At 72.0% G+C, this 13,000-nt stretch carries 8 protein-coding genes; 3 read left to right on the forward strand and 5 right to left on the reverse strand.

Translation table 11 applies throughout. The annotated features are described in order from the left end of the window. Positions 1–48: 48 nt before the first annotated feature. A complete protein-coding gene (locus ABD250_RS14330; RefSeq protein WP_344392915.1) occupies positions 49–1,107 on the reverse strand; it encodes an NUDIX domain-containing protein in 1,059 nt (352 codons plus the stop codon). Positions 1,108–1,279: 172 nt separating this feature from the next. Between ABD250_RS14330 and ABD250_RS14335 the strand changes: the two genes are divergently transcribed. Genes ABD250_RS14335 through ABD250_RS14345 form a run of 3 tightly spaced genes read left to right on the forward strand, consistent with a single transcriptional unit; the run spans position 1,280 to position 6,413 of the window. Continuing rightward, the gene (locus tag ABD250_RS14335; RefSeq protein WP_344392917.1) at positions 1,280–2,746 is read left to right on the forward strand and encodes a hypothetical protein; all 1,467 of its coding nucleotides are present in this window, start codon (positions 1,280–1,282) and stop codon (positions 2,744–2,746) included. A gap of 8 nt (positions 2,747–2,754) precedes the next feature. Beyond that, the gene (locus ABD250_RS14340) at positions 2,755–3,825 is read left to right on the forward strand and encodes a glutamate ABC transporter substrate-binding protein (protein WP_182658649.1); all 1,071 of its coding nucleotides are present in this window, start codon (positions 2,755–2,757) and stop codon (positions 3,823–3,825) included. Next, entirely contained in the window at positions 3,822–6,413 is a 2,592-nt protein-coding gene (locus ABD250_RS14345) for a serine/threonine protein kinase (RefSeq protein ID WP_182658647.1), read from the forward strand. Before ABD250_RS14340 ends, ABD250_RS14345 begins: the two co-directional genes overlap by 4 nt. Positions 6,414–6,434: 21 nt before the next feature. On the opposite strand, the gene ABD250_RS14350 is transcribed toward ABD250_RS14345, so the two are convergent. The 4 genes from ABD250_RS14350 to ABD250_RS14365 all read right to left on the reverse strand — a co-directional run bounded on the left by ABD250_RS14350 (position 6,435) and on the right by ABD250_RS14365 (position 12,997). Then, positions 6,435–7,883 carry a thrombospondin type 3 repeat-containing protein gene (locus ABD250_RS14350; protein ID WP_344392919.1) on the reverse strand — a complete coding sequence of 483 codons (1,449 nt, stop codon included), beginning with the start codon at positions 7,881–7,883 and terminating at the stop codon, positions 6,435–6,437. Between the two features lie 167 nt (positions 7,884–8,050). Next, positions 8,051–9,262, reverse strand: coding sequence for an acetate/propionate family kinase (locus ABD250_RS14355; RefSeq protein ID WP_182659219.1), 1,212 nt, complete (start codon positions 9,260–9,262; stop codon positions 8,051–8,053). Beyond that, entirely contained in the window at positions 9,259–11,511 is a 2,253-nt protein-coding gene (gene pta, locus ABD250_RS14360) for a phosphate acetyltransferase (protein WP_194307038.1), read from the reverse strand. The genes ABD250_RS14355 and pta overlap by 4 nt, the downstream gene beginning before the upstream one ends. A gap of 205 nt (positions 11,512–11,716) precedes the next feature. Beyond that, positions 11,717–12,997: an HNH endonuclease signature motif containing protein gene (locus ABD250_RS14365; RefSeq protein WP_344392923.1), complete on the reverse strand. Its 1,281-nt coding sequence runs from the start codon at positions 12,995–12,997 to the stop codon at positions 11,717–11,719. Between the last annotated feature and the right edge of the window lie 3 nt (positions 12,998–13,000).

Genomic DNA, 13,000 nt, shown 5'->3' on the forward strand with positions numbered 1-13,000 from the left:
CGGCAGGGGTCGTCAGGGGCAGTCAGGGGCCATCAGGGATCGCCGGAGCTAGCCGAGAAGGGCGCGGGGTCCGACGGCGACGACGTCCTCAGGCAGCCTGGCCCGCAGTCCCCGGTCGGCCGTCACCACCACCACCCGGCGGGACCCGCCCGCCGCGCCCGGACCGGTGCCGTCGGAGGCGGGGTCGGAGGCGGGGTCGGAGGACAGGCCGGCGGCCAGGTCGGTGGCCAGTTCGACGATCGCGTCGTCGCCCGACCCGGGCGCGCGGTGGACGACGAACGACCCGGAGTGCTCGGCCCAGCGGGCCGCCCCCTCGATCACGGCGTGGGCGCGGGCCACCCAGCCGAACCCGTCGGGCAGCTCGATCGTCCGCGGCATGGCCGAGCCCAGCTCGTCGAGCAACGTCGTGGTGGCGCCGGCCCGGTCCCTCCACCACCCGTCCGGTCGGGAACCCAGCACGTTGGCCACGTCCACCACGAGTTCCACCGGCCGGGCGCGCAGACCGTCAGCCCAGGCGCGGGCGAACGCGGGCATCAGCGGCAGCTCGTCGACCAGGGTCTCGGGCACCCAGCGCAGTTCCAGGCTCTCGTTGTTGGGCACGGTCTCCAGCGGCCGCGGGGCGTCGGCCACCACGGTCGTGTAGGTCCACTCCACCGCGTCGGTCGACTCCTGCACCAGCGGGGGGATCGTCCGGCCGCGGTCCCCCGGATCGTCCGAGTGTTTCTGGTCGGGCCGCAGGCGGCGCATCATCTCGGCCACATGCCGCATGTCCAGTCCGGGCCGGTGCCACACCGTGCCGGGCATCCGCGAGGTCACCCGGACGGCGCGGACCACCACGTCGGCGGGCCGGATCTCGGCCTCCTCCTGGGTCTCCCGCAGGGCGGCCTGGGGCGCGTCCTCGTAGGAGTCGCGCGCGCCCCCGGGCAGGGCCCAGGTGTCGCCGGACGCCGTCCACACCGCGCGGTGCTGCAGCAGGACGAGCGGGGTATCGGGGTCGGTCGGGTCGGCCGCGCGCAGGAGCAGGCCCGCGGCACCGAAGCGGCCCCACCGTCGGTCACCGCCGGCCGACACCACCCAGCCGTTCCCGTCACCCTCACTCGTGGCCACTGGTCCTCCACTCCACCGGACGCCTCACCGGACCGGATCCGCCCCGGATAGGGCGGAACTGCGTACTCCTCGACCAGTCTGCCCGACGTCGCCCCGCCACTTCACTAACCTGGAACACACGCCACCGGATCCTCGACACCGGCGGGGAGAGAACCGGGAGGTGAGAGACCAGATGGGCCTCCCGACCCTCACCAGGAGCAGCGACGCCGGACCCGGCCCCCGACCCGGTTCCGGTCCGGGCGCGCGTTCCGGGTCGCCCTCGGGTCCGGGTGCCGGGTCAGGTGCCGGAACGTCCGGGGGGTCCGGTTCCGAGAAGATCGCCGCGAGCCCCCGCCGGCCGGTCCGCCGCCGGGCCGCACGGTTCTGGAACGACGTCCTCACCACACCGGGGCGGATGTCGGTGTTCGCGGTGGCGGCGATCGTCACCATCCTGCTCGGCGGAATCGTGGCGTCGCAGACCATCACCCAACGCCAGAGCCACCACGAGACCCTGCTGGCCGAGGTCGAACCCGTCGCCAACGCCTCCCAGACGCTGTACAGCTCCCTGACCATCGCCGACTCGGCAGCCAACACCGCCTTCATCACCGGCGGGATAGAACCCGCCGAGCTCAGGGAGCGGTACCTCCAGGCCATCGCCACCTCGTCGGCGTCGATCATCGCCGCCTCCCTGGGCCTCGACCGAGCCGACGAGGAGTCCATCGACCAGCTGGCGCACATCAACGCCCAGTTGACCACCTACACCGGACTCGTGGAGACGGCGCGGACCAACAACCGGGTCGCCAACCCGGTCGGCTCGGCGTACCTCGCGTCGGCCTCGACGCTCATGCAGGACACGATCCTGCCCGCGGCCGCCGACCTGTACGACCGCCAGTCCACCTCGGTGGGCGAGTCGGACCGCGAGTGGTCCTCGCCGCCGTGGGGGTCGTTCATCCTGCTGGGGATGGCGATCGCGGTACTGGTGCTGCTGCAGCAGTGGCTGTGGAAGATCACCGGGCGGCGGATCAACCCGGCGTTGGGGCTGGCCTCGCTGCTCATGGTGGCGACCTTCCTGCTCACCATGATCGCCGGCTTCCTGGCCGCCAACAACAACGCGCGCGGCCTGTCCGAGGGCGCGGCACCGATGAACGAGCTCACCCGGCAGCGGATCGACGCCCAGAAGGTCCGCGCGCAGGAGACGCTCAACCTGGTGCGCCGGACCGATCCCGAGGGGTCGGCCGCCGAGCGGGCCGCCATCCTCGGCGGCGTCCGTGACTCGTTGACCGTCTACCTGGACCCGGACGAGCAGTCCCGTAGCCGCATCAGCCTGGACGGCGACGGTGCCGTCACCAGCGCGATCGAGGCCCTGGACGACTGGATGGCCGCCCAGAACCGCGCCGATTCGCTCTACCAACAGGGCGACTACCAGGGGGCCATCACCATCTCCTCGGGCCAGGAGGAGGGCGATTCCGGTGCCGCGTTCGACGAGTTCGACGAGTCCATGCAGGACGCCATCGAGGAAGCCCGCGACACGCTGCGCACGCGCATCGACAACGCCCGGCGCACCTCCGCCACCGGGCCGGACCTGATCATGGCCTTGTCCGCCCTGGCCGCGTTCGCCGTGGTCGTGGGCATCGCACCCCGGATCAGGGAGTACCTGTGAGCGCGCGGATGAGGTGGTGGGCCGGGCGGCGGACCGCCCGCGTGGTGACCGGGGGCGTTCTGGTCGCCGCCCTGGTGCTCGCCGGAGCGTGCGGGGTCGACGACGACGAGGCGCGCGGCGGCGACGGCGGGCCGGACCGGGAGATGATCTCCGAGTCGGATCACGTGGGGATCCCGGAGGTGTCCGCGGTGATGCCGCTGCCGGCCGGAGCGGTGATCAGCACCGACGGCCCGACAGGACTCCCCCAGGTGACCCCCGACGAGTCCTGCGACCCGCTGCCGAGCCTGCGCCCGGACGACGCCCCGCCCGAGGAGCGCGTCCCGCGCATCAGAGACCGGGGGCGGCTGATCGTGGGACTGGACCAGGGCTCCAACCTGTTCTCCTTCCGCGACCCGGGCACCGGGCAGCTCACCGGCTTCGACGTGGACCTGGCCCGCGAGATCGCCCGGGACATCTTCGGCGATCCCGGCCAGGTCGAGTTCCGCTCACTGACCTCGGTCAACCGGATCGAGGCATTGGAGAACAACCAGGTCGACGTGGTGATCCGGTCGATGTCCATCACGTGCGCGCGGCGCGAGCTGATCACCTTCTCCGTGCCGTACTACCAGGCCTACCAGCGCGTGCTGGCGGTGCGGGGCTCCGGGATAACCGAGATCGAACACCTCGAGGGCCGACGGGTGTGCGTGGCGGCCGGCACCACCTCGGCCTCCCGACTGTGGGAGGAGCTGCAGCGGCTCACGGTGCTGTCGGTCAACACGTGGGCCGACTGCCTGGTGGCCATCCAGCAGAACCAGGTGGACGCCATCACCACGGACGACGCGATCCTGGTGGGCATCACCGCCCAGGATCCGTACCTGGAGATCGTCGGGCCGCAGCTCAACGCGGAGCCGTACGGGGTGGGCATCGCCAAGTCGACCCCCGGCAACAACACCGACGGGCTGGTCCGGCAGGTCAACTCGACCCTCGAGCGGATCCGGGCCGACGGCACGTGGAACCGCATGTACTCCACGTGGCTCTCAGGGCTCGGCCCGAGCCCCGGGATGCCCGAACCGGCCTACGTGCCGGAGGAGCCGAGATGAGCTACCGGAAATGGGATGACGGGCCCGCGGTCGACGAGCCGACCGCCGGGACCGAGGCCACGTTCCGCCCCGAGCCGGGGTCGGTCACCGGCGCACTCGAGGTGACGGGCGCGGCGGGGCACACGGAGGCGGTGGGGCACACGGAGACGCGGGGGCACACAGAGGCGTCATGGGACACCGAGGCGACGGAGTCCACGTCGGCGGTCGCCGCCACCGGGGCGATGCCCGCCACAGGTGCGATGCAGGCCACCGGGGCGATGCAGGCCACCGGTGCGATGCAGGCCACCGGGGCGATCTCCGCGACCGGGGCCGTCTCCATGACGGGATACCTCGAGGACACCGCGGGGTCGGGCAGCACCTCGGACGCATCCGGCAGCCCGGACACCCGCGACGACGAGGCGGGTGCCGTCACCGGGCCCGTGGCCACCGCGGACACCACCGACGACCCCGAGTCGCGTACCCGATCGGTCCCCGCCGAGCGGCCCTCCGCCCGGACCGGCGAGGTCACCACCGGCGACCGAACCGGATCCGCACCATTCCGGATGCGGCAACCCAGCAAGCCCGAGGACCGGCCGAGTCCGGCGTCGGAGGGGCTGGTGGACCTGCCGTACATCATCCCGGTGGACCCCAACTCGGCCATGCTCTCGCCGGAGGACATCGAGGCCGAGTGCGAGGCCTCCGGCGGCCGTCTCCCGAGGCCCGAGCTCCGACCCGGCGACGTGGTGGCCGACCAGTACGAGGTGCGGGGCGCGCTCGCCCACGGCGGGATGGGCTGGATCTACCTCGCGTTGGACCACAACGTCTCCGACCGGTGGGTGGTGCTCAAGGGCCTGCTCCACGCCGACCAGGCGGAGGCGCAGGAGGTGGCGGTGGCCGAGCGCGAGATCCTGGCCGAGCTCTCCCACCCGTCGATCGTCCGGATCTACAACTTCATCCACGACGACTGGGCCACCTCGCCCACACACGGCGGGTACATCGTCATGGAATACGTCGGCGGCCCCAGCCTGCGGGACGTGCGGCGGTCGGCGCCCGGCCGGGTCCTGCCCGTGGAGAAGGCGATCGCGTACGTCCTCGAGGCCCTCACAGCGCTGTCCTACCTGCACTCCGTGGGACTGGTATACAACGACCTCAAGCCCGAGAACATTATGCTCACCGAGGACCACGTCAAGCTCATCGACATGGGCGCCGTCTCGGGCGTGGGCGACTACGGGCACATCTACGGCACCCCGGGCTTCCAGGCACCGGAGATCCCCGTGACCGGCCCCACCATCGCCTCCGACCTGTACACCGTGGGGCGCACCCTGGCCTCGCTGATCGTCCGGCTCCCGGTGGTCGACGGCCGCTACGCCGACGGGATCCCCTCCCCCGTCGAGGAGCCGGTGTTCAGCCGGTACGACTCGCTCTACCGGTTCCTGCTGCGCTCCACCAACGAGGACCCGAACATGCGGTTCCGTAGCGCCAACGGGATGGCCGGGCAGCTCATGGGGGTGCTGCGCGAGGTGCTGGCGCTGCGCACCGGGAAACCACACCCCGCGTTCTCCTCGGTGTTCTCGCCGCAGCGGTCCACCTTCGGCACGCTGTTCACGGTCGAACCGACCGACTTCCTCGTCGACGGCCACGCCCGCGACACCACCCTGACCGGGGCCGAACTCGTCGACGCCCTGCCCGTGCCGCTGATGGAATCCTCCGATCCCGCCGGGCGCATTCTCGCCGCCACCTCGTACACCTCCGTCGAGCAGCGGATCGACACGCTCCGTGAGCTCTACTCCGACTCAGAGTCCGAGGCCCACGAGAGCGTGGGCGTGATCATGTCGCTGACCCGCGCCTACCTCGAGAGCGGCGACCTCGCGGCGGCCGAGGCGCTGCTGGAGGAGAACGCCCACCGACTGCGCTCGGAGTGGCGCCTGGTCTGGTACGTCGGGGTGATCGCCCTGCTCAAGGGCGACCCCGTGGGCGCGTATCCCAAGTTCCAGCAGGTCTTGTCGGCCATGCCGGGCGAGAACGGCCCCAAGTTGGCGCTGGCCGCGACGGCCGAGCTCATCCTCGACGTGTGCCCGGAGGGGGACCGGACCCGCTGGGCGCGCTCGAGCGAGCACTTCTACCGCACGGTGTGGTCGGTGGACCGGGCGGCGGTCAGCTCCGCGTTCGGGCTGGCGCGTCAGCTGCAGCGGCGCGGAGAGGTGTCGGCCGCGATCGAGGAACTGGACCGGGTGCCGCCCAATTCGCGCTATTCGGCGCTGGCCAACCTCACGGCGATCCTGCTGCTGTGCCAGGGGCGGCCCCTGCAGGAGACCGAAGAATCCCACCTGCGGGAGGCCGCGCGCCGGGTCACCAACCTGTCCGCCGGCGAGCACCGGGCGTTCCAGATCCGGCTGACAGTGCTCACCACCGCGCTCGCCTGGATCCAGCTTCCCGGCAACGAGCCCTCGCCCTCACCGTTGATGCGCGGGGTGCCCTTCACCGAGTTCGGACTGAGGACGGGTGCCGAAACCGTGCTGCGGACCCTCGCGCGGTCCACCGAGACGCGTCAGCAGCGCTTCCGCCTGGTGGACCAGGCCAACAGCATCCGGCCGAGGACGATGTTCTGACCCGTCCCGGGGACCGGATGCTCAGTCCTCGGGGGCGCTACGCCGCCGGGAGGCCCACAGGATCAGGGTCACCCCGGCCGCGGCGGCGGTGAGCGCCCACAACAGCAGGTCGGTCGCGCCCACACCCGTCTCCGCCAGGGATCCGCGGACCTGCGAGTTGGCGCGTGCCCACTCCGACGACGGCGCGCCCTCGCGCGGCGTCACCGAGTTCACCGGGATCTGCCCGGGGCCGTCGGCGCCGTCGGGTCCGGCGGGCGAGGGCGTGGACCGCGGCGGCGAGGGGGGCGCAGAGCTGGGGGCAGAGGTCGCAGGAGTTGACGTGACGGGAGCGGCCGGGACGGAACCGGATCCGGCCGACCCGCCGCTGGAACCGCCGGCGGACCCGTTCCAGGGCCAGCCGGGCAACCCGCCCTGCGACCCGCCCAGTGACCCGCCGATCGAGCCCCCCAGGGACCCGAGCCCCGGCCCCAGGATGAGCCCGATCACCCCGACGATCACCACCGGCCAGATGACGTCCGGTAGGTCCGCGGACCCGCCGCCCGACGCGGGCCGGATCATCAGGCGACGGACGGAGGTGTACGTCGCACCGTCGGGCAGGGTGACGGTGAACTCGACGTCATAGGTCCCGGCCCTCGACGGGGTGCCCACCAGGACGCCGTCCTCGAGCCGCAGGCCCGGCGGCAGAGTCGAGGCGTCCACCGCGAGCACGGCCCCCTCGGGCGTGCGCGGCAGGAACGGTTCGGGCCCGAAGGATCGCCCGACCGTGCCGTCGGGAAGTCGGTTGACCGGGTCGGTCGGGTCGGTGCCGAGCTGGTCCTCGACGAGATCCGGCAGGCCGTCACCGTCGGTGTCCACGACCCCGATGTCGGTGAACGACACCCAGATCATCGGACTGACGCTCTGGCGTTGCGCGTAGTTCTCCACGTCGCGGGGCACCGATACCTCGTCGACGACCCTCGCCGTCTGGCCGGGTGCGAGATCGAGTGCCGCGACCGTGGTGCCGCGGGCCGGGGAATCGGCTGACCGGGGGGTGTCGGCGCCGTAGAGGGTCACGGTCCGCGAATCGGAGCCGACGGCGCCGGTGATGGTGCTGCTGACGTCGAATTCGGCCGCGCCCGAGACCAGATAGTCGCCGACCCCCACGGCGTACCGCCCGGTTCGGCCCGTGTCGGTGGCATTGCGGACGTGGTAGGTCCGGTCGATCGACTCTCCCGGCGACATCGAGCACGGGTCCACCTCGGGGGTCCCGCCGATCGCGCCCTCCGGGTCGGAGAGCGCGGGCCCGCCGGCGAGGTCGCACCCCCACGATCCCAGGACGAGGTCAGGTGCATCCGTCCAGGTGGAGCCGTCGAGCGAGAATTCCAGGTCGGTGTGCGCGTCCAGTGGCGCGGCGGTGATGGCGCGGGCGACGGATGCCCCGCCGAGCACCAGGGTGACCGCCGTCGCGAGAGCCACCGGGATCAACCCCACCGTCCGACGACCTCGCGACCGGCCGGGCCGCGTATCGCGGGCGGGCTCGGTGACACGCGGAGATCGTGGGTGCTTCGGCATCGACCAGCTTCGTCAGGACCGGGCTGAGGCCCGGGGGGTGGCCCCCACTGTAAGCGTAAGGACGTTCTTAGGTAAAGGTGTCCCTGTCACTCCCCCAGCCCCAGGACCCTGTCGCACGCCCGGGCGATCGCCAGCTCCTCGTCGGTCGGCACCACCAGAACCGTGACCCGGCTGCCAGGCGTCGAGATGACGCGTTCCCCTGAACCGTTCTCGTTGGCCTCCGGGTCGATCTCCACCCCCCAGCCACCGAGAGTGGACAGGGCGTCCGCACGCAGGCGGGCGACGTTCTCGCCCACTCCCGCGGTGAACGTGATGGCCCCGACGTCGCCGAGAACCGCCCAGTAGCCGCCGATGTAGCGACGCAGTCGATGGATCACCACCTCGTAGGCGAGCACGGCGTCGTCGTCGCCGGCATCGACCCGTGCGAGCAGTTCCCGGAAGTCGCGGGCGCCCGCCAACCCCTCCAGCCCCGACCTGCGGTTGAGCAGGGTGGAGACGTCCTCGGGCGACATGCCCCGGTCGCGGATGAGGTGGATGATCAGACCGGGGTCGAGGTCGCCGGGACGCGTGCCCATGACCAGGCCCTCGAGCGGAGTCAGGCCCATGGAGGTGTCGACCGCCCGCCCGCCGGCGATCGCCGAGGCCGACGCCCCGTTGCCGAGGTGCAGCACGATCTGATCGAGCTCGTCGTACGGCCGACCCAGGATCTCGGCGGTGCGGCGAGAGACGAACTCGTGGCTGGTGCCGTGGAAGCCGTATCGGCGCAGGTCCCATCTGCTCGCCACCGCGCGGTCGATCGCGTAGGTGTGAGCCGCGGCGGGCAGGGTGTGGAAGAACCCGGTGTCGAACACCGCCACGTGCGGCAGGCCGGGCAGCAGCTCGCGGGCCACGCGGATCCCGCGCAGGTTGGCGGGGTTGTGCAGCGGCGCCAGCAGATCGAGCTTCTCGATACCCGCCTCCACCTCGGGTGTGACCTTGACCGGATCGTGGAAGTCCGGCCCGCCGTGGACCACCCGGTGACCGATCGCCTCGACCCCCAGGTCGGTGGGGTGGGCGCCGAGCTCGCCCGCGAGCTCCAGCACCCGGCTGAGCGCCACGGTGTGGTCTGGGACCGCCGCCTCCACGCTGCGCTCCCCACCCGGCGAACCGGCCAGGTCACCGCGCCGCACGGTCAGCGTTCCGACGGGCTCGCCGATGCGCTCGACCAACGCCCACGCCAGCTCGGAGTCAAGCGCGGTGTCGAGGATCTGCAGCTTGAGCGAGGAGGAGCCGGAGTTGATGACGAGGACGCGGGTCACGACTCGCCCTCGCGGGCGCCGGCGGTCCCCTGAGCCTCAACTGCTGAACCCTGCGCCCGAACGCCTGAACCCTGCGCCCGAACGCCTGCACCCTGCGCCTGAACGCCTGCACCCTGCGCCTGAACGGCGGTGATGGCGACCGTGTTGACGATGTCCTCCACCAGCGCGCCGCGGGAGAGGTCGTTGATGGGCTTGCGGAGCCCCTGCAGTACCGGCCCGATCGCGACGGCGCCGGCGGTGCGCTGCACGGCCTTGTAGGTGTTGTTGCCGGTGTTGAGGTCGGGGAACACCAGGACGGTGGCCCGGCCGGCCAGCGGTGAGTCCGGCATCTTCTTGCGGGCCACCGTCGGGTCGACGGCGGCGTCGAACTGCAGCGGTCCGTCCACCACGAGGTCCGCCATCGGGTCCCCCTCCGCGGCCGCGGCGATCCGTGCGCACACGATCTCGGTGGCCTCACGCACCTTGTCGACGTCCGCTCCGCTGCCCGAGTCGCCCGTGGAGTAAGACAGCATCGCGACTCGCGGGTCCACACCGAACCGGGACGCGGTCTCGGCGGAGGACAACGCGATGTCGGCGAGCTGCTCGGCGGTCGGGGCGGGGACGACCGCGCAGTCGCCGAACGCCAGGACGTGGTCTGAGAGGCACATGAGGAACACGCTGGACACGGTCTTCACGCCCGGCCTCGTCCGGATGATCTCCAGCGCGGGTCGGATGGTGTGCGCGGTGGTGTGCGCGGCACCCGAGACCATGCCGTCGGCGAGGCCGGTGTGCACCATCATCGTGGCGAAGTAGGAGATGTCGAGCATCCGGTCGCGGGCCACGTCCAGCGTCATGCCCTTGTGCTCGCGCAGCTCCGCGTACTGCCGGGCGAACGGTTCGGCGTGCTCGCTGCTGCGTGGGTCGAGGACCTGCGCCCCGGACAGGTCGATGCCCAGTTCATCCGCGCGTCGCTGCACGGCCTCGGGGTCGCCGAGGATCGTCAGGTCGGCGACATCCCGGCGCAGCAGCCGGCCGGCGGCGTGGAGGATCCGGTCGTCGTCGCCCTCCGGCAGCACGATGTGCCGCTTGTCCGCGCGGGCGCGCTCGAGGAGCTGGTGCTCGAACATCTGCGGCGTCATGACGTCGGGGGTGTCCACACGCAGGCGGGCGAGCAGTTCCTCGGTGTCGACGTGCTTCTCCATGAGGCTCAGTGCCGTCTCGACCTTGCGCCCGGAGCCGGAGTACACGCGTCCCCGGGTCTCGGCCGCCAGGCGGGCGGTGTCGTAGGTGCCGTGGTCGGTGCACACGATCGGCAACGTCGAGCGCATGCCACGGACCAGTCGATCCATCGCCGCGTTCGGCATCAGGCTCCCGTTCCAGATCATCCCCGCCAACGAGGGGAAGCCCTCCGCGCCGTGCGCGGTGAGCACAGCGAGAACGGCGTCGGTCCGGTCAGCGGGAACGATGACGACCATGCCGTCCACCAGCCGCTCCAGGATCCGCTCACCGGTCATCCCGCCCACCATCAGTGCCATGACCTCTCGGTCCAGCAGGGCCGGGTCACCGGAGTAGAGGGTGCCGTCCACGGCCTCCACCAGCTCCCCCATCGTGGGCGCGGTGAGCAGGGCCTGGCTCGGCAGCGTCCAGGCGGGCAGGTCCAGGGGCGCGAGCTCGGCCTGGATTGCCTCCAGCGCGCTGGGGTCGCACCGGTTGACCACGATCCCCACCGGGTGGGCGTGCTCGACCCTGAGCTCCTCGAGCGTCAGCCGGGCGTTCGTGCCGATCTCCCCTGGTGTCCGGTCGGCGCCGCGGATCACCAGGAGCACGGGCGCGCCGAGGTTCACGGCGAGTGTGGCGTTGAAGTCGAACTCGGTGGGACTGGGCACGCCCGTGTAGTCGGTGCCGAGGATCACCACCACATCGCACTGCCCGGCCACCACGTGGTACCTGTCCACGATCTCCGCCAGCGCCGAGTCGCGGTCCTCGTGAACGCGGTCGTTGGTCACGCCGATGCAGTCCTCGTAGTCGAGGTCCACGGTGGTGTGCTGGAGCAGCATCTCCACGATGCGGTCGCGCGGGGGTTCGGTGTCCGTGCCGGTGCCGGCATCGGCATCGGCATCGACGACGCGCGGCGCGACGGTGACCGGGCGGAACACCCCCACCCTCTGTACGGTCCCGGCGAGAATGCGCAGGAGGCCGAGGGCGACGGTCGACTTCCCGGTGTCGCCCTCGGGGGCCGCCACGTACACAGCGGACGACGACAGGGGCATGTCGGTCACCGGGGACGGAATCGTGGGCGCGTCGGTCTCGGGCGGGAGAGTCTCGGATACGGCGGAATCGGGCACGAGGGCATTGTGACAGCGCGAGCCCGCCGGCACACCTCGTACACGCCATGCAGACCCGTCGCGCGCCCCGACGCGCGGCCGCGCCGGCGAGATGCCGGGAGGGGCTGACGCGCTGCTGCCAGGGGCCGGGTCAGACATCGGTGAGCCTGTCGACGCCGGGCGGCAGCCACCTGCAGCGACCAGGCGAGCCCTGGTCCGCGACGGTCGTCCACGCCGACGGGCCGTCGCCGACGAACGCGTGATGCACGGGACAGCCCAACGCGCCGTTGGCGACAGTCGTGGGTCCGCCTCGCGACCACTCCCTCACGTGGTGGAACTGGCTCCCCCTGGCCGGTGCGGCGCAACCCGGGAACGTGCAGCCTCCGTGCGCGGCGTGGAGGACCAGGCGCTGGATGGCGGAGGCCAGGCGCCGGTCGGGGTGGGCGTCGACGTCGATCCGGTGCAGTTCCTCGCGGCCGTCGCGCAGTAGCGAGACGAACCACGGCAGCGACCCGGCCATCGAGACGGCCTGGCGGACGCTGAGCTGGGTGCCGGAGTCGGTCTCCACGAGTGCGGCGGGTTCCTCGAGTTGCTCAGGCGTCACGCGCACCACGATGGTGGCGATTCCCTTGGGCCGGGCGGGGTCGACGGTCGACCCGAGCGCCCACTGGTGCACGAGCGCGTCGTGCGCCCGCTGCTCCGGGGTGCGCTCGTCCGACCCGGGCTCACATGCCACGGCCCCGCCGGGTCCGCCGAAGTCGCACAGCGCACGCTCGACGAGCGCCCGGGCGCGAGGAGTCAGAGTCATGGTCAGCGTGCTGGTGCCGTCGGTGCGGACCGCGCCGAGCCGGGCGGAGCGCCGCCGCTCCTGGTGTTCCTCGCGGTCCTTACCGCGGTCGGGACACAGGGCGGCCACCCGGCGGGCGGCTTCCGCCCGCAACTCCGCCGGGGCGACCATGCGCGCGAGCTCTGTGAGTCCCTCGGCGAATCGGGTCTTTGCCGCCCCGCCCATCGTGCCGGGTAGTCCGGAGACAGCCCTGGAGATGATCCGCTCGTGCTCGGCGGTGATCTCTCCGACCGCCGCCGCCCGCCCGGCCGGGGTGGCCTGCCTCCCGCCCGCCTCGATCCGCCCGTGTACGACGCCTCTGGCCAGGCCAAGCTTCTCCGCCAGCATCGCGGCGACTCCCCCGGCGGAACGACCCTTCTGTCTGTGCAGGCCCGCCAGTTCGGCAGTGGCGCGCGCTCCGGCGGCCTCCAGCCGGCGGGCCACGATCTCGGCGCGTCCCACGGCGTCGACCAGCACGTCCGCGTCTTGATCCGACCAGTCGACCTGGCAGAGGCTTTCCACGGAGGCCTCGAGGAACGCGAGAACGTCGGCCAGCGTGGCCGTCTCCGACCCCTGCTCCGGCGCGTCCCACACTCCCTGTTCCATGGC

Source organism: Dietzia cercidiphylli, from assembly GCF_039531545.1.
Taxonomy (GTDB): domain Bacteria; phylum Actinomycetota; class Actinomycetes; order Mycobacteriales; family Mycobacteriaceae; genus Dietzia; species Dietzia natronolimnaea.

Bases quoted from the DNA above. Each gene is read 5' to 3' on its own strand.
- ABD250_RS14365 (WP_344392923.1), bottom strand. From the start codon at position 12,997: ATGGAACAGGGAGTGTGGGACGCGCCGGAGCAGGGGTCGGAGACGGCC.
- ABD250_RS14345 (WP_182658647.1), top strand. From the start codon at position 3,822: ATGAGCTACCGGAAATGGGATGACGGGCCCGCGGTCGACGAGCCGACC.
- ABD250_RS14340 (WP_182658649.1), top strand. From the start codon at position 2,755: ATGAGGTGGTGGGCCGGGCGGCGGACCGCCCGCGTGGTGACCGGGGGC.
- ABD250_RS14335 (WP_344392917.1), top strand. From the start codon at position 1,280: ATGGGCCTCCCGACCCTCACCAGGAGCAGCGACGCCGGACCCGGCCCC.
- pta (WP_194307038.1), bottom strand. From the start codon at position 11,511: ATGCCCCTGTCGTCGTCCGCTGTGTACGTGGCGGCCCCCGAGGGCGAC.